The sequence below is a fragment of the Mycobacterium sp. genome (assembly GCF_040398885.1).
Lineage (GTDB): Bacteria > Actinomycetota > Actinomycetes > Mycobacteriales > Mycobacteriaceae > Mycobacterium.
In genome coordinates this window covers 1-26,728 of sequence record NZ_JBBATF010000010.1, presented here as the reverse complement: position 1 = coordinate 26,728, position 26,728 = coordinate 1, and the positions used below count along the sequence as shown (strand labels likewise).

General features: G+C 68.8%; 25 protein-coding genes and 2 pseudogenes. 14 read left to right on the top strand and 13 right to left on the bottom strand.

All coding sequences use genetic code 11. The features are described 5' to 3' along the window. Positions 1-34: 34 nt before the first annotated feature. Positions 35-1,738, top strand: a complete 1,704-nt coding sequence (gene fadD2 / locus ADBZ5U_RS02070) for a long-chain-fatty-acid--CoA ligase FadD2 (protein WP_526261844.1) — start codon at positions 35-37, stop codon at positions 1,736-1,738. A 6-nt stretch (positions 1,739-1,744) separates the two neighbouring features. On the opposite strand, the gene ADBZ5U_RS02065 is transcribed toward fadD2, so the two are convergent. Genes ADBZ5U_RS02065 through ADBZ5U_RS02050 form a run of 4 tightly spaced genes read right to left on the bottom strand, consistent with a single transcriptional unit; the run spans position 1,745 to position 6,979 of the window. Further along, positions 1,745-3,943 (bottom strand): acyl-CoA dehydrogenase family protein, encoded by a 2,199-nt coding sequence (locus ADBZ5U_RS02065; RefSeq protein ID WP_526261842.1) that lies wholly within the window; start codon positions 3,941-3,943, stop codon positions 1,745-1,747. 32 nt (positions 3,944-3,975) lie between these two features. Next, entirely contained in the window at positions 3,976-5,352 is a 1,377-nt protein-coding gene (locus tag ADBZ5U_RS02060) for an MFS transporter (protein WP_526261840.1), read from the bottom strand. After that, entirely contained in the window at positions 5,309-6,292 is a 984-nt protein-coding gene (locus ADBZ5U_RS02055; RefSeq protein WP_526261838.1) for a 2-hydroxyacid dehydrogenase, read from the bottom strand. The genes ADBZ5U_RS02060 and ADBZ5U_RS02055 overlap by 44 nt, the downstream gene beginning before the upstream one ends. Before the next feature lie 57 nt (positions 6,293-6,349). Continuing rightward, positions 6,350-6,979: a TetR/AcrR family transcriptional regulator gene (locus ADBZ5U_RS02050; RefSeq protein ID WP_526261836.1), complete on the bottom strand. Its 630-nt coding sequence runs from the start codon at positions 6,977-6,979 to the stop codon at positions 6,350-6,352. Positions 6,980-7,060: 81 nt separating this feature from the next. Here ADBZ5U_RS02050 and ADBZ5U_RS02045 point away from each other — a divergent pair, with 81 nt between their 5' ends. Continuing rightward, entirely contained in the window at positions 7,061-7,975 is a 915-nt protein-coding gene (locus ADBZ5U_RS02045; protein ID WP_526261834.1) for an oxygenase MpaB family protein, read from the top strand. Between the two features lie 26 nt (positions 7,976-8,001). Here the strand turns inward: ADBZ5U_RS02045 and ADBZ5U_RS02040 are convergent, their stop codons facing one another. The 3 genes from ADBZ5U_RS02040 to ADBZ5U_RS02030 are packed head-to-tail and all read right to left on the bottom strand — an operon-like array spanning position 8,002 to position 12,386. Beyond that, complete coding sequence (locus ADBZ5U_RS02040) at positions 8,002-9,192, bottom strand: alpha/beta hydrolase (RefSeq protein ID WP_526261831.1); 1,191 nt, start codon at positions 9,190-9,192, stop codon at positions 8,002-8,004. Positions 9,193-9,246: 54 nt separating this feature from the next. Continuing rightward, positions 9,247-10,308 carry a hypothetical protein gene (locus ADBZ5U_RS02035; RefSeq protein ID WP_526261829.1) on the bottom strand — a complete coding sequence of 354 codons (1,062 nt, stop codon included), beginning with the start codon at positions 10,306-10,308 and terminating at the stop codon, positions 9,247-9,249. Continuing rightward, positions 10,305-12,386 carry a DUF5631 domain-containing protein gene (locus ADBZ5U_RS02030; protein ID WP_526261826.1) on the bottom strand — a complete coding sequence of 694 codons (2,082 nt, stop codon included), beginning with the start codon at positions 12,384-12,386 and terminating at the stop codon, positions 10,305-10,307. Before ADBZ5U_RS02030 ends, ADBZ5U_RS02035 begins: the two co-directional genes overlap by 4 nt. Positions 12,387-12,622: 236 nt before the next feature. On the opposite strand from ADBZ5U_RS02030, the gene ADBZ5U_RS02025 reads away from it, so the two are divergent. Further along, the gene (locus ADBZ5U_RS02025; RefSeq protein WP_526261825.1) at positions 12,623-13,279 is read left to right on the top strand and encodes a L,D-transpeptidase family protein; all 657 of its coding nucleotides are present in this window, start codon (positions 12,623-12,625) and stop codon (positions 13,277-13,279) included. A 1-nt stretch (position 13,280) separates the two neighbouring features. Here ADBZ5U_RS02025 and ADBZ5U_RS02020 read toward each other — a convergent pair whose 3' ends face one another. Then, the gene (locus ADBZ5U_RS02020; RefSeq protein ID WP_526261823.1) at positions 13,281-13,757 is read right to left on the bottom strand and encodes a nuclear transport factor 2 family protein; all 477 of its coding nucleotides are present in this window, start codon (positions 13,755-13,757) and stop codon (positions 13,281-13,283) included. A 29-nt stretch (positions 13,758-13,786) separates the two neighbouring features. On the opposite strand from ADBZ5U_RS02020, the gene ADBZ5U_RS02015 reads away from it, so the two are divergent. The 7 genes and pseudogenes from ADBZ5U_RS02015 to ADBZ5U_RS01985 all read left to right on the top strand — a co-directional run. Next, the gene (locus tag ADBZ5U_RS02015) at positions 13,787-15,022 is read left to right on the top strand and encodes a hypothetical protein (protein WP_526261821.1); all 1,236 of its coding nucleotides are present in this window, start codon (positions 13,787-13,789) and stop codon (positions 15,020-15,022) included. 70 nt (positions 15,023-15,092) lie between these two features. Next, positions 15,093-15,506 (top strand): Rv0313 family protein, encoded by a 414-nt coding sequence (locus ADBZ5U_RS02010; RefSeq protein WP_526261819.1) that lies wholly within the window; start codon positions 15,093-15,095, stop codon positions 15,504-15,506. Positions 15,507-15,741: 235 nt separating this feature from the next. Further along, positions 15,742-15,873, top strand: a complete 132-nt coding sequence (locus ADBZ5U_RS02005) for a hypothetical protein (RefSeq protein ID WP_526261817.1) — start codon at positions 15,742-15,744, stop codon at positions 15,871-15,873. Positions 15,874-15,980: 107 nt separating this feature from the next. Continuing rightward, positions 15,981-16,910: a glycoside hydrolase family 16 protein gene (locus tag ADBZ5U_RS02000; RefSeq protein ID WP_526261863.1), complete on the top strand. Its 930-nt coding sequence runs from the start codon at positions 15,981-15,983 to the stop codon at positions 16,908-16,910. A gap of 88 nt (positions 16,911-16,998) precedes the next feature. Continuing rightward, positions 16,999-17,901 (top strand): glycoside hydrolase family 16 protein, encoded by a 903-nt coding sequence (locus tag ADBZ5U_RS01995; protein WP_526261861.1) that lies wholly within the window; start codon positions 16,999-17,001, stop codon positions 17,899-17,901. A gap of 41 nt (positions 17,902-17,942) precedes the next feature. Further along, positions 17,943-18,101: a DUF5993 family protein gene (locus tag ADBZ5U_RS01990; RefSeq protein ID WP_526261815.1), complete on the top strand. Its 159-nt coding sequence runs from the start codon at positions 17,943-17,945 to the stop codon at positions 18,099-18,101. Further along, positions 18,101-18,451, top strand: a pseudogene (locus tag ADBZ5U_RS01985) (disulfide bond formation protein B); the annotation flags it as partial. The gene ADBZ5U_RS01990 and the pseudogene ADBZ5U_RS01985, both read left to right, overlap by 1 nt. 86 nt (positions 18,452-18,537) lie before the next feature. On the opposite strand, the gene ADBZ5U_RS01980 reads toward ADBZ5U_RS01985, so the two are convergent. Both ADBZ5U_RS01980 and ADBZ5U_RS01975 read right to left on the bottom strand, forming a co-directional pair. Continuing rightward, the gene (locus ADBZ5U_RS01980) at positions 18,538-19,290 is read right to left on the bottom strand and encodes an arginase family protein (protein ID WP_526261813.1); all 753 of its coding nucleotides are present in this window, start codon (positions 19,288-19,290) and stop codon (positions 18,538-18,540) included. A gap of 20 nt (positions 19,291-19,310) precedes the next feature. Next, positions 19,311-21,905: a cadherin-like domain-containing protein gene (locus ADBZ5U_RS01975; protein ID WP_526261811.1), complete on the bottom strand. Its 2,595-nt coding sequence runs from the start codon at positions 21,903-21,905 to the stop codon at positions 19,311-19,313. 738 nt (positions 21,906-22,643) lie between these two features. Between ADBZ5U_RS01975 and ADBZ5U_RS01970 the strand changes: the two genes are divergently transcribed. The 3 genes from ADBZ5U_RS01970 to ADBZ5U_RS01960 all read left to right on the top strand — a co-directional run bounded on the left by ADBZ5U_RS01970 (position 22,644) and on the right by ADBZ5U_RS01960 (position 24,388). Beyond that, complete coding sequence (locus ADBZ5U_RS01970; protein WP_526261809.1) at positions 22,644-23,183, top strand: hypothetical protein; 540 nt, start codon at positions 22,644-22,646, stop codon at positions 23,181-23,183. Positions 23,184-23,724: 541 nt separating this feature from the next. Next, the gene (locus tag ADBZ5U_RS01965) at positions 23,725-23,973 is read left to right on the top strand and encodes a type II toxin-antitoxin system VapB family antitoxin (RefSeq protein ID WP_509640179.1); all 249 of its coding nucleotides are present in this window, start codon (positions 23,725-23,727) and stop codon (positions 23,971-23,973) included. Further along, a complete protein-coding gene (locus ADBZ5U_RS01960; RefSeq protein WP_526261806.1) occupies positions 23,924-24,388 on the top strand; it encodes a type II toxin-antitoxin system VapC family toxin in 465 nt (154 codons plus the stop codon). Before ADBZ5U_RS01965 ends, ADBZ5U_RS01960 begins: the two co-directional genes overlap by 50 nt. Before the next feature lie 87 nt (positions 24,389-24,475). On the opposite strand, the gene ADBZ5U_RS01955 is transcribed toward ADBZ5U_RS01960, so the two are convergent. The 3 genes from ADBZ5U_RS01955 to ADBZ5U_RS01945 all read right to left on the bottom strand — a co-directional run bounded on the left by ADBZ5U_RS01955 (position 24,476) and on the right by ADBZ5U_RS01945 (position 26,278). Beyond that, positions 24,476-24,730, bottom strand: coding sequence for a Txe/YoeB family addiction module toxin (locus ADBZ5U_RS01955; RefSeq protein WP_526261804.1), 255 nt, complete (start codon positions 24,728-24,730; stop codon positions 24,476-24,478). 822 nt (positions 24,731-25,552) lie between these two features. Then, positions 25,553-25,756 carry a hypothetical protein gene (locus ADBZ5U_RS01950; protein WP_526261802.1) on the bottom strand — a complete coding sequence of 68 codons (204 nt, stop codon included), beginning with the start codon at positions 25,754-25,756 and terminating at the stop codon, positions 25,553-25,555. Between the two features lie 177 nt (positions 25,757-25,933). Further along, positions 25,934-26,278, bottom strand: a complete 345-nt coding sequence (locus ADBZ5U_RS01945) for a hypothetical protein (RefSeq protein ID WP_526261800.1) — start codon at positions 26,276-26,278, stop codon at positions 25,934-25,936. On the opposite strand from ADBZ5U_RS01945, the pseudogene ADBZ5U_RS01940 reads away from it, so the two are divergent. Beyond that, positions 26,268-26,728, top strand: a pseudogene (locus ADBZ5U_RS01940) (hypothetical protein); the annotation flags it as partial. The gene ADBZ5U_RS01945 and the pseudogene ADBZ5U_RS01940 overlap by 11 nt on opposite strands.

The window sequence follows — 26,728 nt, the reverse complement described above, 5'->3', positions numbered from 1 at the left end:
GAGCAGGCCTCGGCCGTGGCTCTACGCTGTGTGCATGGCGATTTTCGATCTCCCGTCCAAGGCGTTGGACAAGGCCCGTCGGTACGCCGAGCGCGGCTCGGCCGAACTGCACTACCTGCAGAAGATGATCGCCTCGGGCGCCTTCGGGTTGGAGCCGCCGCAGAACTTCGCCGCACTGGTCGCCGACATCGGCCGCTGGGGCGAAATCGGCATGATCCCGGCTCTCAACGCGCGGCGGAATCCGCACCGAACCGCCATCATCGACGACGAGGGGTCGATGACCTTCGCCGAACTCGACGATGCCGTCAACGCCGCCGCCAACGGCCTGCTGGGAATGGGAGTCAAGGGCGGCGACGGGGTGGCCATCCTGGCCCGCAATCACCGCTGGTGGATGATCGCCAACTACGCCGCCGCGCGGGTGGGGGCGCGCACCATCATGCTCAACACCGAGTTCTCCGGACCGCAGATCCGTGACGTCGCAGCTCGCGAGGGCGGCAAGGTCATCATCTACGACGACGAGTACGCCGAGGCGGTCAAGATGGCCGACACCCCGCTGGGCAGGCTGCGGGCTCTGGCGACCAACCCGGACGCCGCCGATTCCTCGGCCTCCGCCTCGGGCGACGGGCCGTCGGGCAGCCCCGACGAGACACTTGCCGCCCTGATCGCCCGCAGCAGCAAAGAGGCCGCGCCCAAGGCCACCAGGAAGTCGTCGATCATCATCCTGACCAGCGGCACCACCGGTACGCCCAAGGGCGCCAACCGGAAAGCCCCCCCGACGCTGGCCCCGATCGGTGGAGTCCTGTCGCGCGTCCCGTTCAAAGCCGGTGAGGTCACCGCGCTGCCGTCGCCGATGTTCCACGCCCTGGGTTATCTGCATGCCACCCTCGCCATGACGATGGGCTCGACGCTGGTGCTGCACCGCCGGTTCGACCCCGTCACGGTTCTGGAGGACGTCCCCAGGCACAAGGTCACCGCCATCGTGGTGGTCCCGGTGATGCTCTCCCGGATGCTCGACAAGCTCGAGGCGATGCAGACCAAGCCCGATCTGTCATCACTGCGCATCATCTTCGTCTCCGGCTCGCAACTGGGCGGGGAACTGGCGACCCGGGCGATGAGGGACATTGGCCCGGTGGTCTACAACCTCTACGGCTCGACGGAAATCGCGTTCGTCTCGATCGCGCGCCCGCAGGACCTGAAGAAGAATCCGGCGACGGTCGGCCCGACGATCAAGGGCGTCAAGGTCAAGATCCTCGACGAGCACGGCAGCGAGTTGCCGCAGGGCAGGGTCGGCCGGATCTTCGTGGGCAACTTCTTCCCGTTCGAGGGGTACACCGGCGGCGGCGGCAAGGAGATCATCGACGGCCTGATGTCCTCCGGCGACGTCGGCTACTTCGACGAGGACGGTCTGCTCTACGTCAGCGGGCGCGACGACGAGATGATCGTCTCCGGCGGTGAGAACGTGTTCCCGGCGGAGGTGGAAGACCTCATCAGCGGCCATCCCGAGGTCGTCGAGGCCACCGCGATCGGGGTGGAGGACAAGGACTTCGGCCAGCGCCTGCGGGCGTTCGTCGTGCTCAAGGAGGGCGCCGAGCTCACCGAGGACGCGATCAAGGATTACGTCCGCGATCACCTGGCCCGGTACAAGGTTCCGCGGGAGGTGCTCTTCCTGGCCGAGCTCCCGCGCAACCCGACCGGCAAGATCCTCAAGCGGGAGCTACGCCAGATCGAGATCCATTAGTCCGGTTCACGGGTCGCGGGGCAGGCCCAGCAGGCGCTCGGCGATGATGTTCAGCTGCACCTCCGAGGTGCCGCCGTAGATCGTCGTCGCGCGGCTGGCCAGTAGGAACTCCGACCACTTGCCTTGAATCGAATCCTCTTCCCAGATGGCGCCGTCGATACCCATTGAGGCGACTGCGAATTCGGCGTAGCCCTGGCCGGTCCGCATGGACAGCAGCTTGGAGATCGCCGCCGACGGCATGGCGTCACCGCCGGCCAGGGTAAGCAGTGTCGAGCGCATGTTCATCAGTTTGGCGGCGTGCCCCTCGGCGATCAGCGTGCCGGCGCGGTGGTGGCCCACCTGGTCGAAGTGCCCCCCGCTGACGAACTCCACGAAACGGGTGAGATTGGGCAGGAACCAGGGTTCGTCGCTGCCGATCGAAACACGTTCGGCGGTAAGGGTGTTGCGGCTGACCTCCCAGCCTTGGTCGACCTCGCCGAGAACCAACTCGTCGGGCACGAAGACGTCGTCGATGAACACGGTGTTGAACAGCGCGTTGCCGGTGAGTTCGCGCAGCGGCTTGATCTCCACGCCCGGCTGTTTCATGTCCAGCAGGAAGTAGGAGATGCCGTTGTGTTTCGGGGCGCTCGGGTTGGTTCTGGCCAGTAGTGCACCCCACTGGGAGAACTGCGCGGCAGTGGTCCAGATCTTCTGCCCGGTGATACGCCAGCCGCCGTCGACCTTTGTGGCCCTGGTGGTCAGGCCGGCCAGGTCCGAACCCGCACCTGGCTCGGAAAACAGCTGGCACCAGATCATTTCGCCGCGGAAGGTGGGCGGCAGGAAGCGTTGCCTCTGCTCCCCGGTGCCGTAGGCGACGATGGACGGGATCAGCCAGGCCGCGATACCCATATTGGGTCGCTTGACGAGTCCGTCTTTGAACTCCTGGGAAATGATGATCTGTTCCACCGGCGTCGCGGCGCGGCCCCACGGCCTGGGCAGATACGGCAGCACCCAGCCGCCCTCGGCGATCGCCGCCTTGCGCTCCGCGCTCGGGATCGCCTTCAGCGCAGCGACTTCGGCGCGGATCTCCTCACGCAGTCTCTCGGTATCGGGGTCCAGGTCGATGTCCAGCGCTCGCATGCCGGTGGTCGTCGCGGTGTCGAACACCCGTTGCGGGTACTCCGTCGAGCGCCCGAACGCCGCAACCAGGCCGAGGGTGTGCCGGTAGTAGACGTTGGTGTCGTGCTCCCAGGTGAATCCGATGCCGCCGTGCACCTGGATGCATTCCTGGGCGCAGTGCTGCGCGGCCTTCGGCGCCAGCGTGGCTGCCACCGCGGCGGCGAACCCGTAGTGGGTGGCCTCGTCGTCCCAATCCTTCTCCGCCGCTTCGTCGATCGCGCGGGCGGCGTCCCACACGGCGGCGGTGGCCCGTTCGGTGGTGGCGATCATCTCGGCGCACTTGTGCTTGATGGCCTGGAACTGTCCGATCGGCCGGCCGAACTGCTCGCGGATCTTGGCGTATTCCGAGGCGGTGTCGGTGGCCCACCGGGCGATGCCGACCGCCTCGGCCGCCAGCAGAGTGGAGATGATGGCACGGCCGGCTGCCTGCGAGACGTCCGACAGCAGCCGCTCGACGCCGACCTCGACCCCGTTGGCGCGGACATGCGCGACCGGCCGCAGGGGGTCCACCGACCGCAGTGGCACGATCTCCAGCGCGTCGGCCTCAAGCACGATCCACTCGATACCGCTCTCGATGTTCACCGGGAGCACCAGCACCGAGGCCTGGGCGGCGGCGGGCACCGAGCGCGCCTCGCCCCGGATCACGCATGTCCCGTTCTGGCGGCTGGCGGTCAGGTCGGATTCCATGGCGAACGCGGCGATGCTCTCGCCGGCGGCCAGTTCGGCCAGCAGTTTGGCCTCGGGGTCGTGCGCGGCGATCAGCGCACCGGCGATCGCCGACGGGACGTACGGCCCGGGTACGGCTCCGTAGCCGAACTCGGAGATCGCGATGGCCAACTCGAGCAGCCCGAAACCCTGCCCGCCCACCGATTCCGCCAGGTGAAGACCGTGCAGTCCCTGTTCGGCGGCCGCCCGCCAGTACGGCGGCGGGCTGGGAACCGGGCCCTCCAGCGATGCGTGCAGGAACTCGACCGGGGCGGCCCGCTTGACGAACCCCCGTACCGAGTCGGCGAGGTCCTGGTGCTCGGGTGTGATCGCGAGGGGCATATTCGATCGCCTCCACTATCAAGGGGTACCGATTAACCGGTGGGTTGGGACCGAGGGTACTCCCCGTCCCCGGCCTTCCGGTCGGGGCTCGGAGTGGCCCGCAACCAGACCACCAGTGCGGCCCCGACCATCATCACCAGCCCGACGGCCCACATGCCGGCTCTATCCGACCCGGTGGAATCCTCGAGGGCGCCGGTGGCATACGGCGCGGCGAAGCCGCCCAGGTTGCCCAGCGAATTGATCAGCCCGATCCCGCCCGCGGCCGCCGCACCGGTGAGGAAACGCGTGGGCAGCGCCCAGAACACCGGCAACGCGGCGAAGATCCCGACCGCTGCGATGGTGACCGCCCCCATCACCGCGAACGGGTTGTGCAGATACAGGGCCACCGGGATCGCCGCGCCGCCCGCGGCCAAGGGGACGGCCACATGCCACACGTGCTCGCCGGTGCGATCGGCGTGCCGGGACCACAGGCGCATCGCGGCCGCGCCGAACACATAGGGCACCGCCGTGATCAGCCCGACCTCGACCAGGGACAGTTGGACGGCAAAGGTCTTGCGGAAGCCCGCCACGATGGTGGGTAGGAAAAAGGCCAGGGCATAAAGGCCGTAGGCGACGGCGAAGTACACCAGCGCCAGCGCCCAGACCCGCGGGCTGGTCAGGGTACGTCCCAGCGGGTAGTGGAAGCGGCTGCGGACGGCGCGTTCTTCGGTCGCCAGTCTCTCGATGAGCCAGCGTCGTTGATCCTCGGTCAGCCAGTGCGCGTCGGCCGGACGGTCGGTCAGATGGAACCAGCTGAGCACCCCGAGCAACACCGCGGGTAATCCGACGCACAGCATCATGAATCGCCACCCGGCCAAGCCGAAGGTGCCGTGTCCGCTCTGAATCAGCCACGCGGCCAACGGTGTTCCGATCGCCGCGGCCACCGGCACGGCCAGCATGAACGTTCCGACGACGCGGGCCCGGTATGCGGCCGGAAACCACTGGCTCAGATAGAAGACGACGCCGGGGAACAGGCCGGCCTCGGCGACACCCAGCAGGAACCTCAGCACCAGCAACGTGGTGGCGTTGGGGGAGAAGGCGATCGCCACCGCCACGATCCCCCAGGACACCGCGATGCGGGCCAGCCAGCGCCGGGCGCCGAAACGCGCGAGTGCCAGATTCGACGGAACCTCCACCAGCACATAGCCGATGAAGAAGATGCCTGACGCCAGTCCGAACATGGTGGCCGACAACTGCAGATCGGCACTGATCTCCGCTTTGGCGATTCCGAGGTTCGTGCGGTCAAGGTAATTGACGAAGTACAGCGCCATCAGCAGCGGCACCAGTCGCAAGGTGACCGCGCGCAGCGTCGCGGCCTCCGGTGATTCAGTCGCCGGCAAGGCGGACACCGGACCTCCCGTTGACGACATTGACCAGATCCTGTCCGTCGCGCAGCCTGCGGCAGTTGCCGATGGCCTCGGCCAGGTATCGGCGCATGGTGTCCCTGGTGTACCAGACGACGTGCGGAGTCACCACGACATTGGGCAGGTGCAGTAAGGGGTTGGCCGGATCGACCGGTTCGGTGGCGAACACGTCCAGACCGGCGGCGGCAAGTCTGCCTTCCCCGAGCGCCTCGGTGAGCGCCGCCTCATCCACGACGCCCCCGCGAGATGTGTTGACCAGCAGGGCAGTCGGCTTCATCAGGTCCAGTGCGGTGCGGTCAAGCAGTGTCCGGGTGTGCGCGGTGAGCGGTAGGTGCAGGCTGACGATGTCACTTTCTCCCAGCAGCGCCGGTAGCGGACGCCAGGTCGGGGTCCCGTCGTCGGCGGTGCTGGTGTGCAGCACCCGGGCGCCCATGGCCGCCGTGATCTGCCCGACCCGGCGGGCGATGTTGCCGTAGCCGACCAGGCCCACGGTGCAACTGCCGATGTCGCGCACCGTCTCGCCGAGCGTGGTGTCGGTCGGCCAGCCGCGCCCGGCCCGGGTGGCCGCGTCGAGTTCCAGTAGCCGGCGCATCGCGGCGAGCATCAGCATGACGGCGCCCTCGGCGGCGGACGGGGCGTTGGCGCCGGGCATATTGGCTACCGCGACGCCCAGTGCGGTGGCCGTCTCGACGTCGATGGTGTTGACCCCCGCGCCGAGTTTGTGCACGAGTCGCAGCCCGACACCCCGGCGAAGGTCGTCACCGGACAGCGGGCGCAGCATATGCCACACCACGTCCGCCCAGGGCAGTTCGCGGTGCAGGGTCTCCTCGTCGTCCTCGTGACACCACCGGATGTCGAGCCAGTCCGATTCGGGCGCAACCGTCTGCAGCGCGGTGGCACCGGGCAGGAAGTGCGCCAGAACTCTGACCGTGATGACTGCCGGCATGGTGACGACGATATTCACCGGTCCCGGGATCGCGCGTCCCGGATCCGGCCCGGCGGCTTAGTGGGGTTGCGGGCGGAAGAGGCTCGACTCCGCGAAGGCATCGACGATCGCACTGAGCCGGTCCACCAGTTGCGCCGAGGTCAGCACCACGTCGCCGGCCAGCCAAGCGTTGACGGTCTGGGCGACGCCACCGACGACGAAATAGGAGAATGCCTTGGTGACCTCGTCGGCCGGCTGCCCGGTGAGGTCAGCCACGTGCTGTCCGGCCAGCTTCACGTACAGTGCCTCGGTCTCGCGGCGTTTGCGGATCACCGCGGTGTTGGACACCTGGGTGCCGAAGATGAGCCGGCCGATTCGGGGGTCGGCCTCGAGGGTGCGCACGATGTTGGTCAGTCCGGCGCGGGTCTGCTGCTCGGCCGGCGAGACGGCCACCGCCGCCTGGGTGGTCGTCGCCAACTGGGCGATCACCCAGTCGAAGACCGCGCCGATGAACTCGTCCTTGTCCACGAAGCCCTCGTAGAAGTACCGGGTGGCAAGGCCGGCCTGCTGGCAGATCCCGCGGACGGTCAGTCCGGCGGGTCCGATATCGCCGCCGAGCAGTTCGAGGCCGGATTCCAACAGGCGGGATCGGCGTCGGGCGAGCCGATCGGCGGCGTCCACTCCGGCATAGGGCCGTGCCCGGGTCATCGGGTCATCTTGACATCGGAACCGGTCCTGACACAATATCGGGAAACGCACGTGTCCAGATTTGCGGCAAAGGGGGCGCCGATGGCCGGCACTCGCGGGTTCGTCAGCGTCGTGGACCGGCCGGTCAGCGAATCCTCCGGACCGCCGGCCGCCCGCGGCCTGCTGCAGCGGCTGACCGGGCTGGGTTTTGTCGGACAGGGCGTTCCCGGGATCGCCCTGCTGGCCGGCCCGGCCAACGTGATCATGCAACTGGGCCGCCCCGCGGTGGGTTACGGCGTCGCGGAGAGCCGGGTCGAGAGCGGTCGCATCGACCGTCACCCGATCAAACGCGCGCGCACCACCTTCACCTACCTGGCCGTGGCAACGCGCGGCAACGCCGAGCAGCAGAAGGCCTACCGCGCGGCGGTCACCCGGGCGCACGCCCAGGTGACCTCCACCGCGGACAGCCCGGTCAAGTACAACGCGCTGGATCCCGAACTGCAGCTGTGGGTGGCGGCCTGTCTGTACAAAGGCGGCGTCGACGTGCGCCGGATCTTCGTCGGGGAGATGGACGACGAGACAGCCGACCGGCACTACCGCGAAAGCATGGCGCTGGGGACCATGCTGCAGGTGCGGCCGGAGATGTGGCCGGCCGACCGCGCCGCCTTCGACGAGTACTGGGACCGGCAACTCGAGCAGATCCACATCGACGACGCCATCCGCGAGTTCCTCCATCCCATCGCGGTAGCCCGCCTGCGCGGACTGCAGCTGCCGGCCCCGCTGCGGAACATCAATGAGGCTGTCGCGCTGCTGATCACCACCGGCTTCCTGCCTCAGCGGTTCCGCGACGAGATGATGCTGGACTGGAGTCGCTCCAAGCAGCGCGAGTTCGACGCGCTGACGACGGCTCTCCGAGTGGGCAACACCTTCGCCCCGCCATTCGTGCGGAACTTCCCCTTCAATGTGCTTCTGCATGACGTGAATTGGCGGATGCGCACCGGCCGCCCGCTGGTTTGACGTTCCCGGCCCGGCGTCGGGCGCAGTCAGGAACCGAACATCAGCGGCCGCAGGAAGCGGTTGGTGCGGCGCAGATATTCCGGCTGGCTGACGTGCAGCACGTGGTTGCCCGGGAACCAGTGCAGGGCGCAGCGCTCCCAGTGCCTCCACAGCGCCTCGGAGTGATCCGGGGGCGCCAGTCGGTCACCGAGTCCGGTGATGATCAGCCGGCGGTCCCTGGGAACCTTCGGCCGGTAGTTCAGCGGTGAGTGGTAGGCGAAGCTGGAGTAGGCCTCCTCGCGGGTCATTCCCCCGGCGAAACGGGCCAGGTGAACCACCTTGCTGGCCGGCCACCAATCGTCGAACGCACTTGCCGGGGTGACCAGTGGGACGTTCGGGATCACCGCCTCCAGACGGTCGTCGGCCGATGCCACGAGCGCGGAGGTATAGCCGCCCAGCGATATGCCGGTCAGGGCGATCCGGTCAACCCCGTTGTGCTGCAGCCAGTTCAAGATGGTCCGGAAGTCGTAGACCGCCTGACCCATCGCCTCGGCGAACCCGGACATGCCGCCGGCGAAATAGCCGTACCCGCTGAAGGGCGAACGCTCTTCGGCGCGGCGGCCGTGAAACGGCAGGGTGTAGAGAAGGACGTCGTAGCCGGACCGGTAGAACCACGGCAGCGAGAAGAACAGCCCGTTGACCAGATAGGGCGATCCCATGAACCCGTGGATGACGCACAGCGTGGGACGAGGTTCGTCGGAGTGGCGCCAGTGCTGGAAGCGGACGACGTTGTTGCGCTTGAGGTCCCGCCACTTGTCCCGCATGCCCGGATTGATCGGTTCGAACCCGCTCCGGAAGGAACCGTTGTGCACATGACCGCGGGCGATGTATTCGGCGATGGGGTTGGCCGCGCGACTGGATACCTGGGGGACGTCGGTCGGCGCTGGGAAGGACCGCTCGGGATCCTTGTGCGCGGCCAGGTCGACGTAGAAGCCGATGTTGGCCCGTTCCCGTTTCGCTTCGGCCGGGCGCAGTGCGGTGGTGACGACGGTGGGGGCGACGGCGGCCCCGACGACCGTGGAGATCGCGGTCCGCAGGCCGATGTCGGCCAGGGCGGAGGAGTCGACGACGAAGCGCTGAAACGCCGTCAGTTCCGAGCGCTTCGGCAGGCCTGCGGCGCCGGCGTCCGCGCCCGGGACGTCCGGCAGTGGGATGGGTATCTCGACAGGGGAGGTCATCGTCGCATCGGCCTTTCTGGCACGTCCCCGAGGGCTGCCTCCCGCCGCAAGATGTTAGTCCCGCTGTTCGGACTCGACACCGCCGGAGGGACGTTCCGGCGGTGCCGCGATGCGGCGCGTGACCACCGGCCTGTCCTCCGACTTTCGCACCACCTGCTGGGTCGGCGGCGGCACGGTCAGCCTGCCCTGGACCGGTGCGCCGTTGCGCACCGGCGGCACCGACACCCGCTTGGTCTCGGCCTTGTCGCCCTTCTCCGTCCCCGCTGTGCCGGTCGGAGCGCCCGGGGGGACCATCGGTATGCCGGCCATGCCCGCGCTTCCGGCCGGGGCGGCGGGGGCGGCGCCGGCCCTGAGTGCCGGCGTGATCGGGGCCGATGAGGGAGCTGTGCCGGCCGACGGGACCGGGGGCGGACCGAGGTGGGCCATCGGTGCGGTGCCTCCTACGGGTCCCGTACCCCCGCCCCCGGCGGCCGGGCCCGGGCCCGGACCCCCGTCGCCGATGTCGCTGCCGCCCCAACCGCCCGCGCCCGGGCCGGCGAGGTCGGCGGCGCCGGCGCCGAAGTCCTCGGCGGGCGGCGCCTCGGCCGGGGCGGCGTCCTCGACGGGGGCGAGACCGGCGCCCTCGCTCTGCTGGAGCAAGCCCATCCCGGCTTGCACCGCTTCTTGCAGGCCCTGCGCGGCCTGTTGCGGTATCTGTGCCAGGGGCTGCAGCGCACCGCCGACGGCGCCGGCCAGCGCCCCGGCGATGCCCGCGGCGATCTGCGGCAGCTGCTGGGCCATTGCCGCGGTCTGATCCGGCTGGGCGGCCGACCCTTCCGCAGCGGTGTAGGGCTCCCCGCCGATGGTTTCCAGCTCCGCGGCGGCCTCGTCGTCCTGGGCGGTGAACTTCGCGGCGGCCTCGTGCAGCCTCGCGTCGCGCTCGGCGTGTTGTTCGAGGCTCGCCGCGTTGTCCTGCGGGTCGCTGAGATTGGCGGCGAGCCCCAGGACCCGCAGGAGCTGCTCGATGGGTGTGTCTCCGCCCACCAGCGGATCGGAGACGATCTGTGGCGGAGGGACGTTCATCGACGCCGCCCGGCGGTACCGCTCGACGTCGGCATTGAGCTGATCCTCGCTCACCGGTGCGCCGCCCGCGTGCGGGCCTGGGCTCTGAACCAGGCGAAATGGTAGTTGGCAGAGTTCTTTTCGCCGTTGACCAAGGCGTCGACGGCGGCAAGCAGCTGCCAGTTGCCCACCTCTGAAACGTCGACTGCGCCGGGGTAGCGTGCCAGGACCGACCGGGTGACGCCGCTGAGGTGCCCCCGCAGCAGCTCCGCTTCGGTGTCGAGGTACCCGGTCCCGGAGCAGACGGCCCGGGTCAGGGTGTGGGCAAGCCGAGGCAGCGCGTCGCGCCACTTCGTGGCCTGCGCCAGCTCCCACCCCAGGTCGTCCACGGGCGTGGTGTCGCGGGCCCGGATCGACGTCGGCACCGTCTCGGCGCCGGAGCCGAGTCGCCGGCCCGGTTCGTAGGCCGTCGTCAGGTTCGCGCCGCCCAGGAGACCCTCCAGGCCGCATCGGCGGCTGCCCGGTCGGAGCAGCTGAACACCTGCCGGTATGTCGATGTGCGGAGGAATCCAGCCGCCGGCCAGGTCGGTTACCAGGACAGTGGCGTCCCCTTCGAATTCTCCTATGGCCCAGCGCAATTGGGGTTCCTGGCGGGCAACGGCATCCAGCAGTCGCCGTAATCGGTTCTCGGCGGCGTCGGAGCCGGGAACGGGGCCGGCGTGGATCCCACCCGCTGCAGCGCCGGTCGCCGTCGCGGCGAAGGCACGTCGGGCCGGTCCCGCGGCCGGGGAGGACCCTGCTGCGGTGTCCGGCGGCGAGTGGTGGCGCACCACCGTCGGCGGGCCGGTCGATCCCGGGCCGGCGGTGGGACCGGCCGGCGCCGGGCCCGGCGCCGCCGGAGCCGTCGGCGGGCCGGCCGTCGTCGTCGGAGTCGGCGGTCTCGCGTCCGCGCCGTAGCCGAGCATGGGCCCCTGCGGTGGGGTTGCGGGTCGGGCAGCGAAGCCGTTCGGTGCGGGCGGGCGGGAGCCCGGTGGGCCGGGGTTGGGGGCGGACGCCGGTGCGGCTGTTGCGGCGACCACGGGTTGGGCGGACGGGGCCGGCGGGGGGGCTGACGCGACTTCGGCGGGGGAGGCGATGGCGTGGACGGACTCCGGTGCGGGGGTAGCAGTGGCGCCTGCGGTCGGGGTCGATGCCGGGGTCGACGCCGGGGTCGATGCCGGAGTGTGAACGGGACTGCCCGCGGCTGTTGTGAGCTGTTGCAGGCCGGACGAAACGGGAACGCCGCCGCGGTGGTCGGCGGTTTCGACGCCGCCGGTGACCGGGCCGGTATCGGGCCGGATGTTCGTGGCGGCCGACACCGTCGTCGCGGTGGCTCCGCCGGGCGGTGCTGCGACTCCGCCGGAGGAAGCGGGGGCGGCAGTTCCGGTTCCCGTCTCCGGCCGTCCCGCGTCCGCGGAGCCGAACGCGGCGGCGACCGTGCCCGCCGTCGTTGCCGATCCGTCGGCCGGGGGGTCGGTGGCCGGGCGCAGGTCTTCGAGTCTGCCGGACGCCTCGACTCGGATGGCGTCGACGTCGGTTGCCATGTTCCACCTGCTGATATCCGAGCCCTGTGCTGCGGCGAACCCCCGTGCCGAGACGGTCGACCCCTCGGCGGCGAGTATCGACTCGACCGCGGAGTAGACATCGCCGGCGCAGAGGGCGGCTTTGACGTTCGAATCCGTCTGTGCCCGGGCGATGACGTCAACGATGCCCGACAGCTTCACCGCGGTGGGTGCGCTGGAGCCGCGTATCTCTTCGATCGCCGCATTGCCGTTCGCTGCGATCTCCGACAGCGCCTCCCGCAATGACTCGACGGACTCGGCGGCCGCCTGGTAGGCGCGCGTTCTGGTCCGGTGCCTCTCGGCGACGCCTCGCGAATGCTCCTCACCCCGAATGAACAGCGCGCGGTTGCCGTCGCCGGTCACACCCTCCTGCGGCGCGATGTCGCCCAGCCGTATCGACCTGAGCGCGTCGGCGTGGGAGTCGAGTACCGACTCGCTGCGGGACCTCCGGGTCGCCGACGTTCGGATGACCGCCAGCGACTCCGCAGTCGGCCACTGGTGGCCCACCAGCAACGAGGACCAGAGGCCCGGGGGCAAGTCGGCTTGCGACATGACCGGATGGTAGCTGCGTGTTTGCCGGAAGCGCTATTCACTGGCCGGGAGGATGCGCTGCGAAGTGGCTATATCCGCGCGTCAGGCGATCACCGGGTGGGACTCAGCGGCTGGAGCGGAATCAAGAAGCCGGTTGCCGACAATCGGGTGGAACGGCGGTGTTCGCTTGCCGCGACACCGAACCGTGGCCCAACCTTGACTTGACCCCCGCCGGACCCCGCAAGGACGATGGGCCCATGCGCAGGATCCCGCTCCCGCTGGCGGCTGCCCTCACCGCGGCCGCCGTCGCCGCGGCGACGGCGCCGGCCGCCCACGCCGACACTCCCTGGTTCGCCGCGCAGGTCGGCGGCGCCTCCCAGGTGCTCTCGGTCGTCGGCACCGGCGGGTCCACCGCGAAGATGGATGTCTGGCAGCGCGGCGCCAGCGGATGGCAACCGGTCGGCAGCGGCATCCCGACCTTCGTCGGTTCGGCGGGCATGGCGCCCAAAGCGCGCGACACCGTCCCGGCCACCCCGATGGGCGTCTACAGCCTCGACTTCGCCTTCGGCACCGAACCCAATCCCGGTGGCGGACTGAAGTACTACCAGACGACACCGGACTACTGGTGGTCGGCCGAGGGCCCCACCTACAACACCATGCAGGTGTGCAAACAAGTCGACTGCCCGTTCGACACCTCACCGGCCAGCGGCACCGAGAACCTCTACATCCCCGCCTACGCCCACGCGATCGTCATGGGCGTCAACAAGGAACGAATCCCCGGCAACGGCGGAGCGTTTTTCGTTCACACCACCAACGGCGCACCGACGGCCGGCTGCGTTGCCCTCGACGACGCCACCCTGGTCAAGATCATCCGTTGGCTGAAACCCGGCGCGGTCATCGCGATCGCCCAGTAGCTCAGGCCAGCGCCGGCCCCGGCGTCAGCTTGCCCTCGAATTTCTGGGCCACCTCGTAGGTGCGCTGATATCCCGTCGCGCAGATCTTCCACCCGTCCGGTGTCTTGCGGTAGCGGTCGCTGTAGAACGCCGCGCCGAACAGCATGAAGTTGTGCTCCGGCACGATCACCCGGTCCTGCAGATACCAGCGGCCCTCGGCCTCGTCGGTGTCGTCGAGGGTGATCTCCGGGTGGCCCACCCGGTGCTCGGAGATCACCCCCGCCGGCATCGCGGTGCGCATGAACTCCACCAGGTCCGCGCGGTTGGTGAAGCGCAACTCCTTGCCCAACGACGAGCCGTAGTCCCCGACGACGTCCTCGGTGAGGGTGTCGGCGAAATCGTCCCAGTGCTTGGTGTCCAGCGCACGCAGATAGCGGTACTTGACCCGTTTGATCGCTTCGATCGCCTCCACATCGGCCATGTCGCCATTGCAGCACACCCGTGACCGTCCGGACTAGGTTTAAGCGGGTGAGCCCGTCCCCGAGCCGCTACGCCGAACTGTCTCGCGCCGAGCTCGCCGTGCTGGTCCCCGAACTGCTGCTCATCGGCCAGCTGATCGACCGATCCGGAATGGCTTGGTGCATCGCGTCTTTCGGCCGCGAGGAGATGCTGCGGATCGCCATCGAGGAGTGGGCCGGCTGCAGCCCGCTCTACACCAAACGCATGCAGAAAGCCCTGCGCTACGAGGGTGAGGATGTCATCACCATCTTCAAGGGACTCCAGTTCGACATCGGGGCCCCACCGCAATTCATGGACTTCCGCTACACCGTGCACGACCGCTGGCACGGCGAATTCCACCTGGATCACTGCGGCGCCCTGCTCGACGTCGAACCGATGGGCCCGGACTACGTACGGGGCATGTGCCACGACATCGAGGACCCCACCTTCGACGCCACCGCGGTTGCCACCAACCCGCGAGCCCAGGTGCGGCCCATCCACCGCCCGCCGCGCCGGCCCGCCCACCGCACACCGCACTGCGCCTGGACCGTGGTCATCGACCCGTCCCACCCGGAAGCCCGGCCCATACCCGCACTGGCGATCATCGCCGCAACCCACGCCGCCGGTTGGGAGCTTGCACCCATCGACCGCGACGACGACGGCGCCGCCGACTACACCGGTCCGCTGTTGTCCGACGTCGACTTCAGCGCGTTCTCCCATTCGGCCCTGGTGCGCATCGCCGATGAGGTCTGCCTGCAGATGCACCTGCTGAACCTGTCGTTTGTCCTTGCCGTGTCCAAACGCGCAGGCGACGACCGCGAACTGGCGCGGTCGATCTGCACCAGACAACTCACCGGCATCGCCGGGGTGGCCGCCGAGCGAATCCGGCGTGCCTTGAACATCCCCACCGACCTTGACGGCCTGGCCCGGGTCCTTCGACTGCATCCCCTGCTCAACCCCGCCGGGTACGTCCGGGCCGAGGTCGAAGCCGGTCGACTCCAGGTGCGGCGATCGCCCGCCCACGACGACTGCGCGTGGATCGCCTTGTGCGGCCCGGGTTCTGCGCAGCCACTTCAAGCCATCGCAACCGCGGTCGACCCCCACCTGGTCGTCACGATCGCCGGCACCGCGACCGACTGGACCGCCGAGCTCGAACGCTCCGACGCCGTCGTCCCGGAGTGCCCCGAGGTCCAGGTGACCAAGGTCAGCGGCGGTGCGGCCTTCCAGTTCCAGCCGCGACGTTCCCTCCCGCTGACAGCCGTGTAATTCGACGTTTCGCTGGCGGCGTACCGCCAACCTGTCGACATCGGCAGCAAACTCAGCGCACACTGGTTGCATGGACAAAAATGGGCCTTTCGGTATCGACCCCGACGAATTCGACCGCGTCGTGCGCGAGACGGGCGAGGGTTTGCGAAGCGCTTTCGAGCAAGTCGGGCGATTCTTAAACACCTCCCCGGAACGGGCCGGCTTCGGGCTGCTCTTCGATCAGTTCGTCAAGCCCGCGCCGAAGGGCCGACCGCAACCGGAGACCGCCGGTGAAGCCGGCGACGGGGTGTGGGCCGTCTACATCACCGACGCGGCTGGCAAAGCCCACGTCGAACAGGTCTACAAGAACGAACTCGACGCCTTGCGCGGCAACAAGCTCAACACCGACCCCAACCGTTCCGTGAGATTCCTGCCGTACGGAATCGATGTCAGCGTGCTGGACGCCTCGCGCGGCGAGGATTCCCTGAACAAGCAGTCCGAGTAACGTCCGCGACCGTTGGCGGAGAACATTTTCGGCCGTCGGCAGACCTCTTCGAGCCAGAGGCGCCGATGGTCGCGGTCATGAGGCACGCGGTTTCCGCCGCGGCGTCAGCACTGGCGGTCTCCGCTGGCGTCGCGGTGGCTGCTCCGGCGGTCTCCTACGCTGCGGAGTGCGGTCCCGGAACGGTCTTGGACGCGCCGATGAACATGTGCGTGGTAGCGCCGGCGGCGCCTGCCCAGTGGAACGCGCCGCCGCCGGCCCCGCCGCCGCCTCCGCCTTTGCCGCCGGTTTCGATCTGTCCGCCGATTCCGTTCGTGGCGGTCTGCTTCCCGGTGAACTGACCGACTTTTTCCGCCGCTCCGAACCGTGATTTGCGGGCCAGGTGGCCAACGCCGCGGGGATTCGGGGCGGCCGCCGATCCGACCCGGTTTTGGGCAGGAGCGCCGATCGCAGCTAAGATTGGCAGCTATGCCGAAGATGGATCGACGCAGTGCGATGGTCACGGCGGGCCTGGGTTTGGCCGCCGTTGCCTTTCCCGCGAAGGCCGGTGCCAACCCGCAACCGCCGCTACCCGGCCCACCGCCGCCCCCGGGTGCACCGCCAATTGCGCCGATGCCTCCCCCTCCCGGCGCGCCGCCGCCCCCGGCCCCCTTCGGTGCACCTCCGCCGGCAGCGGCCGTCCCCGGGGTCATGGGCGACGAATTCGACGGCCCGGCCGGTGCGCCGCCCAACCCGGCGCTGTGGTCCGTCGCCCAACGGCGCGAGTTCATCAAGAAGCCGGTCTTCTGGGATCGCCCCGAGAACATGGGCCAGTACCGCGACGACCGTGAGCACGTGTTCCTCGACGGAAACTCCAACCTCGTCATCCGGGCGACGCGCAACCCCAACGGCACCAATCAGTCCAACATCTACACCAGCGGCAAGGTGGTGGGTAACTTCGCCGCGCCGATCAACCACACCTTCGAGGCGCGGGTGAAGTTGGAGTGTCTGACCCCCGGAGCCTGGCCGGCGTGGTGGGTGGTCAACGAGAACAAGCCGCGCGGCGGCGAGGTCGACCTGATCGAGTGGTACGGCAACATGGAGTGGCCGTCGGGCACCACCGTTCACGCCCGTCTGGACGGCACCGCTTTCGCGACGCAGCCGATCCCGGTCGACGACCAGTGGCACACCTGGCGGCTCACCTGGAACACCGCCGGGATGTCATTCTGGCGGGACTATGAGCCGGGCATGGAGCCCTACTTCGAGGTGCCGGCGTTCTCGATCAAGGACTGGGCCTTCAACGACCCGGGTTTCATGATGAAGCCGGTGTTCAACATCGCCGTCGGCGGCACCGGCGGCAAGGACGCATCGCCGGGCGACTACCCGTGCCAGATGCTGGTGGACTGGGTGCACATCTTCCCGGGCTGAACCGCCACGCCGGGGTCGCGCCTTTCGGCGCGCCACCCGGGTCAGGCACTGCGGCGGATCGCCGTTAAAGTTCCCGCCCATGCCGAAGATGGATCGTCGAAGCGTGATGGCCATGGCCGGTTTGGGCCTGGCCGCCGTCGCCCTTCCCGCCGAAGCGGGCGCCAACCCCATGGCTCCGGAGCCCCCGGCGCCCCCGCCACCCCCCGGGGCGCCGTTCCCGCCGCCGCCCCCCGGGGCTCCCCCCTTCGGCGCACCGCCGCCGGCCGCCTCCACCGCGCCGCCCGGATGGCAGGGTGACGAGTTCGACGGCCCGGCCGGCGCTCCGCCCAACCCGGCGTTGTGGAGAGTCGCCCAGCGACGCGAGCTGATCAAGAACCCGGTGTTCTGGGACCGGCCCGAGAACATGGGCCAGTACAGCGACGACCGCGGACACGTCTTCATCGACGGCAATTCCAACCTCGTCATCCGCGCGACCCGCGACGCTCCCGGCCGCTACACCAGCGGCAAGGTCGTCGGCAACTTCAGCGCCCCGATCAACCACACCTTCGAGGCGAGGGTCAAGTTGGAGTGCCTGACCCCGGGCGCCTGGCCGGCCTGGTGGGCGGTCAACGAGCAGAAGCCGCGCGGCGGCGAAGTCGACCTGATCGAGTGGTACGGCAACATGGAATGGCCCTCGGGCACCACCGTGCACGCGCGCCTGGACGGGACCTCGTTCGCGACCATGCCGTTCCCCGTCGACGACGCCTGGCACCGCTGGCGGATGACGTGGAACTTCTCGGGGATGTCGTTCTGGATGGACTACGAGCCCGGCATGCAGCCCTACTTCGAGGTGCCCGCCTTCTCGATCGACGACTGGCCGTTCAACGACCCGGGCTACCAGTTGCGCCCGGTGTTCAACCTCGCCGTCGGCGGCACCGGCGGCAAGGACGCCTCGACGGGTGTCTACCCGTGCCAGATGCTGGTCGACTGGGTGCACATCTTCCCGGGCTAAACCGCCACATCGCAGGCTGCCGCGGGCTTACTGTTTCGCGCGTGGACATTCTCATCATGATCCTGCTCCTCGGTCTCGCGCTGCTGATCTGGCGCGGCGCCAAGCCGGGTCTGGTCCTCGCGCTGTGGGCTGTCGGAGTGGTCGCCATGCTCGGGCTGTTCCGCTACCACGTCACCTCGGTGCTGGATCTGAGCTTCTGATGGCCGAGATCGTCGTCGAGGAGACCCGCATCGTCGAGGAGCCCGCCGGGTCAGGCAGCCGACTGTGGGGTGCGCTCACCTTCTGGGGGCTGCACGCCTGGATTCTCGCCTACACCGTGGTGATGCTCAGCGCCTTCTTCATCCAGTTCGTCAAGGGCGAATTCCCTTGTCCGCTGTGCATGCTTCAGCGCTACGGGATGATCCTGGGCACCTGCGGCGCACTGTTCGCCGTCATGCAAGCCCGCCGCGGAACTCTGACCACGGCGCGTTATGCACAGTGCCTGGGAATGGGCCTGCTCAGTGTGTTGGCCGGCGCGTCGGTGTCGGTACGCCAGATCGCGTTGCACATCCTGCCGGGCGATCCCGGCTACGGCGAGCCTTTCCTGGGACTGCACCTCTACACCTGGGCGTTCGTCACCTTCGCCATCGTGATGGTCTACGTCGCGCTCATGCTGCTCCTGATGCCGCGGGGTATCCCCCGGGCGCCGGCCGAAGGCACCGGCCTGCACAAGCTGTCCACGGCCGTCATCTGGCTGTTCATCGGTGTGGTCGCCGCGAACGTGATCGCGATCATCTTCCTGGAGGGCTTCGCCGCGGTGCTGCCCGACGACCCCTCGGGGTACACGTTGATCGAGCAGATCAAGGGGCGCTGACCCCCGTCGTCACGCACGGGGACGCCGCGCCTCGACCTATAAGGGGTCGGTGATGCCCGGTCGACGAGGACGCCCGTCGTCTGGTGTGCGTCGTCGAGCAGCGGGTTGTATTCGATGAAATCGGCCGCCACGAGTTCGCTGTTGATGGCTAGGGCGCGCACGAGCTGGAGGGCCTGGGAAGCGGTGAGGCCGTCGGGATCTTGGGTTCCCACTCCCGGCGCGTAGGCCGGGGAGATGGCGTCGACGTCGAACGACAGGTAGACCATGCGTCCCTTGACTTCGTTGAGGATTCGTCGCAGCGCGGCATCCCAGCCGACCGTGTCGATTTCCGCCTGGAAGTGCGTGCGGACCTTCTTCTTGCGCAACCAGGCGAGGTTGGCCTCCGACGGGCCCTGCCCACGGAGGCCGAACTGCACGAGGTCATCGCCCTTCAGCAGGCCGGTGTCGATGGCCACCTTGAGGAATGAACCATTGTGGCCGACCCCCACAACGGACGCGACGGCACCCGCCACCGGGACCATCGCGGGCCAGCGCATCGGATCAGTGTAAATGTCCGCTACAGCGCGGTCGGGGTGATCCTGCTGGCGGACAACTCGTGGAGGTAGACCTCCAGATCGGTGTAGCCCAGGGTCGACAGCGTCCTGGCGTTGGTGTTGGCCACCGCGGGATTGAGGCCCTTGGCGACCTCCCAGGCGTCGGGCATCCCGTCGTTGTCGGTGTCGGCCGGCGCGGCCGGTGCGGTGCCGGTGTAGGGCAGGCGCAGCGCGTCACCGGCCGGATTGGCGTCGATCGGGGCCGTCGCGATGCTGTTGGCGGCGACGTTGGCCATCAGGCGGGTGTCCATCGGGTCCCGCGGCCACGCCCCGGCGGTGTTGAGCAGGACGGTGCGCAACTGGTCGGTGGGGGTGTAGGTGATCGCCGGGAAGGGATGGCGGGTGGTGCGTTTCTGGGCCCGCTGGGCGGCGACCAGGCCGGGCAGTTCCCCGGCGGTCACCGTCGAATAGTCGTTGCAGCAGTAGAACAGTTCGTAGTCCGAACGGGTCGGGTACAGGCTCATCTTGTTGCCGCTGAAGTACATCTGGTTGGTCGGGTTGCGCATAACCTGGTCGTCGAACATGCCGTATGGGAACTCCGTCCCGGTGCGGAAGAAGTTGTTGACGGCGTTGATCTTCCAGTAGATCGGGTACGGGTCGCCGCTGGCGTTGGTGACCACTCCGGTGTTGGGCCCCAGCGCGACGAAGAACCGCGGATCCCAGTACAGGTTGTTGGACAACTCCAGGTTCATCGTCGAGTTGGCCGCCGCGAGCGATTCGCGACTGCCCTCCGGCAGCCTGCCCCAGATCCGGTTGAACACGTTGTGGTGCAGGGAGACGTTGTCCAGGCCGAAACCGTAGGCCGGGTTGGAATAGTTCATCAGGATGCCGCCGTACTCGGCGTGGTAGCCCACCGTCTCGGCCAGCAGCGTGTTCTGCACGGTGATGTTGTTGGAGTAGGAGATCTCGATCGCCTCGTCGGTGGCGTTGCCGATGGAGACGTGGTCGACGATCGCGTTGCGGGTGTAGCGCAACCGCAGCCCGTCGTCGCTGGGTCCGTCGGCTCCGGGTCGGATCCGGATGTGCTGCAGGATCCAGTTCTCCGCGAAATCGCCGGGCGCACGGACGTCCTGGTCCTGGAACGGGCTCTCGTCGGTGACCAACCCGCGGATGGTGATCCCGCCGGGTGAGGTCTGCCCGGCGATCGTCACGTTGCCGTTGGTCAGGTGGATCTGATCGTTGATGACGCCGCTGACCTTGAACAGGACGTACTTGGCGCCCGGTTGGTCGATCGCCCACTGCAGCGATCCGGGTCCCGACGAGTTGAGGTTGGTCACGTAGATCACGCTGCCGTCGCGCCCACCGGTGGCGGCGGCGCCGAAACCCTCCGCGCCGGGGAAGGCGGCCAGGTTGCTCGGTGGCGGAGGTGGCGGCGGTGGCGGTGGCGGGGTCGGCGTCGTCGGGGTCACCGGCACACTCACCGGCACCGCGGCGCTGCCGCCGAAGCCGTCGGCGAGGGTGACGGTGAAGCTGTCCTGCCGGTCGGCGTCGGTGGCCCCCGGTGCGCCGGCGGCATTGCGCGCCGCGGCGGTCGGGGCGTAGCTGAACACCCCACTGCTGGGGTTGAGGCTGATGTTGCCTTTGGCGGTCGACGCCGGCGCGCTGAAGGCCAGGGTGTCCCCGTCGGAGTCGGTGCCGCGCACCGTGCCGGTCACCACCCCGGTGCTCGGGTCGGGGGTTCCGACGGTGGTGGCACCGGCGACCGGTGCGCTGTTGCGCGGTGCGATCGCCACCGTCACCGGGACGTTGACCACCGCGCCGTAACCGTCGCGGATGGTGACGGTGAAGGCGTCACTCTTCTCGGCGGTGCTCGCGCCGAGTCGGGCCGCGGCGTGGCGCGCGACCCCGGTCGGGGTGTAGGTGAAGTTGCCGCTGGTGCCCAGTTGCACGCTGCCCTTGGCGGTCGAGGCCGGCGCGCTGAAGGCCAGCGGGTCCCCGTCGGCGTCGGTCGCACTGACCCGGCCGGTGACCGCACCGGAGGTGGCGTTGGGGGCTGCCATCGTGGTCTGGGCGACGGGCGCGGAGTTGCGGGGGACGATGGGGACGGTCACGGTGGTGCTGACCCGGGCGAAGCGGGTGTCTGAGACGGTCACCCGTACCGTGTCGACCCGCACCTGCGGTGCGGCTTGCTCTTTGGCCGCGGCGTGCCGCGCGGTCGAGGTGGGGGTGTAGGTCAGGACGCCAGCGGAGGTGATCGTCGCTCGGCCCTTGGTCGCACCCGAGGCGGTATAGGTCAACCGGTCCCGGTTGGGATCGGTGGCGGTGACCACCACCGTGACCACACCGGTGGCGGGGTCGCCGCGTCCGACCGACACCGACGAGATCACCGGCGGGCGGTTGCCGAAGATCGCCGAGGCGCGCACCGTCGCCGCGGGGGGCGCCACCGTCGCGGAGGGCGCTGCGGCCCACTGCCGGCGCGCGACCGCGGCCACCACCCACGACATCGGCTGCAGGACCGGCAGCCCGCCGCCGCCTGCCGCCCAATTCGGCTGGGGTGCAGGGCTGCCCGCGGCCGGGGCCCGCATGACGGCGGCCGGCGCCGGTGCCGGTGGGGCCACCGCCGTACTGGCGGCCAGCCCTGTCGCAGCGGCCGGAGCGGGGGCGGGACTATCGGCGCGGGGCGTGCGGACCGCCGGCGCCGTGGCCGGCGTGGCCGGTGTCGCCGCCGCGGGGGGCGGTGTCAGGGCGGGCAGGTCCGGGGTGGCCGCTGTTGGCGGGGTGGCCGCTGTTGCCGGTGCGGACCGAGGTGGGATCGCCGCGGCCGGGGCTGTGACCGCCGCGCCCGACCGGTCCGGGGTCGGCCGGACGCGCCGGTCGACGGGGTCCACCCCGGATCCACGCTCCGGGCGATTCCGATTGCCGCCCGTCCTCACGCCGGTGCCGGGTTTGCTTCCGATGTCCGTCGCGGCGGAAGAACGCGGGACGACGCCGCGACGGCGTTGGGCGGGCGGGTAAGCCCGAGTGGTGTCAGCGGCTTCCGACGAGGGGGACGAGCCCGCCTCCGACCCCCGGTCCGCTGCGGCGACCCCGGCGCCGGCGAACAGCGCGGCGCCGATTCCCAGCGTGACCGCGATCGGTCCGATTCGAGTTGTGAGGGGTCCGGCATCCATGGTTGCTCCCGGTGTCCGATGCTGGATTCGAACATGATTCCGGGATCAAGTCCAGTGCCGGACCGCCCAACCGACCAAGGTCCCGCCGGTTGAGGACTTTCGCACGTTGTTCCGTTGCCGCGTCCGCCGAACGCCCGTTGCTACCATCCCATCGCCGGTTTCGGGAGTTTGACGTCAGGGGAGTGAATGACCACACCGCCACCGCCCGGGTTCGATCCGCCGCAGGGAGAGCCCAACGGGCCCCCGCAGCCCGCTGCCCCGAACCCGAAGAAGAAGCGGCCCGCCTGGTTGTGGGTGCTCGGGGCGGTGGCGGCCCTGGGGGTGGTCGGCGCGCTGACCACCGGCCCCGGGGACAAGGGAACATCCTCCGCGCCCGCCAGCGCACCGGCGGCAGACGCCACGGTGGGATGCGCCGAGGCTCCGGTCGAGATCGTCGAAATCATCAACGCAAACTTCACCAACGGCAAGCGTTTGGAGAACACGCAGTCTGTTAGTGGTCCGTCCGGCAAGGTGATCGTCGGCGGCAACATCGTCGCCTCGGATGGCACTCGCGTGTCCAGCTTGGACTCGTGGGTGATGAGCGACGGTGAGGTGTACGGGCTGAGTGGCGACGCGCGGCGCCTCACCCGTTTCGGTGATGGGCGCGACGTTCTCGGCGGGGACTGGGCGACGTACAACCACACGGTCGGGGAATGCGTGCTGCAGAAATCTCTGCGCCCCAGGTAGTCCGTCGTGACACCCAGGGGGAGTGGGCGGCGATAGCGAGTTGGCGCCCGATAGCCCGGCGGTTCGACTGTTCGGGGACAGCGGTGGTTGCGGATCATCCGCTGCGGGAAAAGGCGGATTCATCCCGAGTAACCGCGTATCAGCGCAAAACTCGAGTAATCGCACATCTTGGCAAAGCGCTGGGCTTTGGCCGGGATTCAAACGAATGCAGGAGTGGGGGGCGCGATGAGCGACGAATCAGATCCTGCATCCCCCAGAAGCAGCCGCCGGCCAGGACAGCGGTCTTGTACTCACTCATGCGTTCCTCCTTCTCGAAAATCTTTTCTCGGAGCCGTCGATTTTCGACACTGAGGTGTGAGCCGCTACAGCGCACCACGGCCGATCCGCGCTGACGATGATGTCGACGACTTCGAGACCGCCGCCACCGTCGTCGCCTTCGAGCAGGTGTGGGTCATGCCGCGCAGCAGCCTGTGACAGGAGGCGTACAGCGGATCGGCGCCATTCGCATCATGATGTGTACTGGTGATGTTATGATGCGATCGTGCGCACGACCCTGAACATCTCCGACGACCTCTTGGCCGAAGCGAAGGTGGTCGCCGCTAGAACGCACCGTTCCATCGGTGCGGTGGTCGACGATGCGCTGCGCGTGTTGCTCAGGCGCGACGCGGCCGAATCGAAGGCCGAGGCGTGGACGTTTCCCATCAGTGGCGCCGGTGGCCTGCAGCCAGGGGTGAACCTCGATGACCGCGAAGCCCTCGCCGATCTCCTGGGTGAGAATGCTCTGCCCTGACGTCAACGTCCTGCTGTACGCATTCCGCCGAGACAGCGCGGATCACAACTCATACGCGCAATGGCTGCAGCGCGCCATGACCGGTCACGAGCCGGTCGGCGTGAGTGAACTCGTCCTTTCGGGTGTGGTTCGCTTGGCGACAAACCATCGGATCTACCGCCAGCCCAGCTCCACGGCGGACGTACTGGACTTCTGCCATGCGGTGCGCTCAGGACCGTCCGCGATCCCGTTGCGGCCCGGGGCCAAGCACTGGGAGGTCTTCTCCGGACTCTGCCGCGCTGTCTCGGCCACCGCCAACGATGTGCCCGACGCCTACCACGCGGCGCTGGCCATCGAGCACGGCGCGACCTGGATCACCAACGATCGCGGGTACGCCCAGTTCCCGAACCTGTTGTGGCGCAGCCCGATTGACTAGTCGTCTCCAATGGCGGAACGCTACCGTCGCCCTCTTCGCGCAGGTGGGCGGCGCTCAGACATTCAGGGTCGGCGACAGCGAGGCACCCTAGTAGTGGTAGCGCCCTTGGAGTATCTCCAGGCTCTCGGTGGTGATGCGATAGACCAGTCGGTGCTCATCGGTGATGCGGCGCGACCACGCGCCGGCAAGGCCGTACTTGAGCGGCTCAGGCTTTCCGATGCCCTCGTATGGGGAGCGACGAATTTCGTTGATCAGCCGATTGATGCGCTTGAGGATGGTGCGGTCAACGGACTGCCAGTGCTGGTAGTCCTCCCCTGCCGGTGGGGAGAAGACGACGTTCACTCCGCGGTGTCGAGCTCAACCCGCAGACCTTGGCCTGCATCCAGTGAATTGGGGCTCCAGCGCAATGACCATGGCCGAGTTGGCCGCCGGCCTCATGCCGCCAGTTACAGCGCCGAACGGGCGCGGCGCCAGGACCGTCTGCAACGAGCCGGGGCCACGTTTCACCCCGATCTCTTTGCTGTACGAGTTTTTCGGGCCGCTGTTCACGCCCCCGTGCGGCGACCTTCACCTGAGTCACGGGTAGCGGCCTGCGCGGTAGTCACTCCGGTTCTTCGCATGTCCGGCCGGGTCGGAATTTGCCAACGCCGATGCCGATGGGTGGGAGTGGTCTGCCGAAATCTGTTTCCATGCGAAAACATGACCCAGGTCAATGTGATAGGAGCAGTGAAACATTTGCTGACATTGACGCTTTCCGTAGATTTCTGGGAGTTTCTCAGGAATACTGCGGGCAGCCGCCGTCGCATTGCGTATGTCCAGTCCCGGGCTGCGTGTGCCAGCAACAGGGAGCACCATGTCCGCTGCAGAGTCGTCGCAGTCCGCCGGTCGGCATCGCCGCACTTCAAGAGGGCGGGTCAGGGGCATCGAGTACTCCCGGCGTGCGGTGACTGCTGAGGAACCCGGCACGGCCGGTTCCGCGACTGCCCGCTATGTCGGCCGTGTGGGTGCGTTGGCGGTTGCTTTCGGTGTGGGTTCGGCGGCGGCCGCTATGCCGTTGGCGTTCGCCGACACGACGGGTTCGGGGGGGTCGACGGGGTCCAACGCGGATTCGTCGGCGGGTGCCTCGTCGTCGAGTTCGTCGAGCTCCTCGCGGGCGGAATCGCGTCAGCCGCGCCGCGGATCGTCGCCGGGGAGCGGCGTTTCGGACTCCTCCACCACCGAGCCGGACGGTGATTTATCAGGAGTCACGTCCACCGATCCGGTCATCCCCGACACCATCGAGCCTGGTTCCTCGGCCGACACCGACATCGACATCGACACCGACACCGACATCGACACCGACATCGACACCGACACCGACTCTGACATCGACTCTGACATCAACTCTGACGTCGACGGCGGCACTGCAGACGTCTCTGATAGCCCGGCGCCGACGGTCCGTGGCGGCGCCCGTTCCTCGGCCGACGATGGTCCCGCGCGTGCGCGCCGTGGCGATTCCGACTCACCCGCCAGCCCCGCCGGACCGGCCGTGAACCCGCCCGCCAGTCAGATCACCGTGACGGAAAGCCCGCAGCCGGCGCCGGTCGCGCCGCGCGCGACGGCCGGTCCCGCCGCAGCTCCGGTCGTCGACCCGGTGACAGCGCCGGCCGATCGCCGGTCGGACCGGATCGACTCGGATTTCGCTGCGCCGGGGTCGGCGATGCCGGCGATCGCCGCGGTTGCCGTCCCGGCTGCCGCTGATGTGCCGGTGATGACGGCCGCTCCCCGCGCGGTCTCGGCGGGCGGTGCGGTTACCGGGATGGGTTCAGGCCTGTTGGGGTGGCTGGCTGGTGGCAGCAACGGTGAGGCGCCGGTGGCGGCGCCGTTGATGTGGACGGCGTTGGCGTTCACCCGCCGCGAGGTGGGCCGCAATGCCGCGACTCCGTCGCCTGCGGCGTCGACGTCGACCGGTGAACCGTTCAACCCGTTCACGCTGGCGTCGCCGAGTGCATCGGCGACACCGAATCCGTTGGCCGATTTCGTGCGGGTGTGGATCGGGGACGGCACCGCGGAGAACCCGAACGCGGGCATTTTGATCGGCAACGGTTTCAGCTACACCTCCTACGAGGGGGCGTGCACGACGGGTGCGTGCAATGGCGGTAAGGCCGGTCTGTTGTTCGGCAACGGCGGCAATGGGTTCGCCGGCGGCAATGGTGGGGACGCGGGCTGGTTGGGCAATGGTGGTGCCGGTGGTGCCGGGGTGGATGGGGTGGCTACCGGTGGTACCGGCGGTAACGGTGGCACGGGTGGTCTGATCACCGGCCGGGGTGGTCAGGGTGGTGTCGGTGGCACGGCCTCCGG

What these genes read in the sequence shown, in the direction of transcription:
- fadD2 (WP_526261844.1), top strand. Translation starts at nt 35, where the DNA reads ATGGCGATTTTCGATCTCCCGTCCAAGGCGTTGGACAAGGCCCGTCGG.
- ADBZ5U_RS02065 (WP_526261842.1), bottom strand. Translation starts at nt 3,943, where the DNA reads ATGCCCCTCGCGATCACACCCGAGCACCAGGACCTCGCCGACTCGGTA.
- ADBZ5U_RS02060 (WP_526261840.1), bottom strand. Translation starts at nt 5,352, where the DNA reads ATGTCGTCAACGGGAGGTCCGGTGTCCGCCTTGCCGGCGACTGAATCA.
- ADBZ5U_RS02055 (WP_526261838.1), bottom strand. Translation starts at nt 6,292, where the DNA reads ATGCCGGCAGTCATCACGGTCAGAGTTCTGGCGCACTTCCTGCCCGGT.
- ADBZ5U_RS02050 (WP_526261836.1), bottom strand. Translation starts at nt 6,979, where the DNA reads ATGACCCGGGCACGGCCCTATGCCGGAGTGGACGCCGCCGATCGGCTC.
- ADBZ5U_RS02045 (WP_526261834.1), top strand. Translation starts at nt 7,061, where the DNA reads ATGGCCGGCACTCGCGGGTTCGTCAGCGTCGTGGACCGGCCGGTCAGC.
- ADBZ5U_RS02040 (WP_526261831.1), bottom strand. Translation starts at nt 9,192, where the DNA reads ATGACCTCCCCTGTCGAGATACCCATCCCACTGCCGGACGTCCCGGGC.
- ADBZ5U_RS02030 (WP_526261826.1), bottom strand. Translation starts at nt 12,386, where the DNA reads ATGTCGCAAGCCGACTTGCCCCCGGGCCTCTGGTCCTCGTTGCTGGTG.
- ADBZ5U_RS02025 (WP_526261825.1), top strand. Translation starts at nt 12,623, where the DNA reads ATGCGCAGGATCCCGCTCCCGCTGGCGGCTGCCCTCACCGCGGCCGCC.
- ADBZ5U_RS02010 (WP_526261819.1), top strand. Translation starts at nt 15,093, where the DNA reads ATGGACAAAAATGGGCCTTTCGGTATCGACCCCGACGAATTCGACCGC.
- ADBZ5U_RS02000 (WP_526261863.1), top strand. Translation starts at nt 15,981, where the DNA reads ATGGATCGACGCAGTGCGATGGTCACGGCGGGCCTGGGTTTGGCCGCC.
- ADBZ5U_RS01995 (WP_526261861.1), top strand. Translation starts at nt 16,999, where the DNA reads ATGGATCGTCGAAGCGTGATGGCCATGGCCGGTTTGGGCCTGGCCGCC.
- ADBZ5U_RS01980 (WP_526261813.1), bottom strand. Translation starts at nt 19,290, where the DNA reads ATGCGCTGGCCCGCGATGGTCCCGGTGGCGGGTGCCGTCGCGTCCGTT.
- ADBZ5U_RS01970 (WP_526261809.1), top strand. Translation starts at nt 22,644, where the DNA reads ATGACCACACCGCCACCGCCCGGGTTCGATCCGCCGCAGGGAGAGCCC.
- ADBZ5U_RS01960 (WP_526261806.1), top strand. Translation starts at nt 23,924, where the DNA reads ATGACCGCGAAGCCCTCGCCGATCTCCTGGGTGAGAATGCTCTGCCCT.
- ADBZ5U_RS01950 (WP_526261802.1), bottom strand. Translation starts at nt 25,756, where the DNA reads ATGTCAGAGTCGGTGTCGGTGTCGATGTCGGTGTCGATGTCGGTGTCG.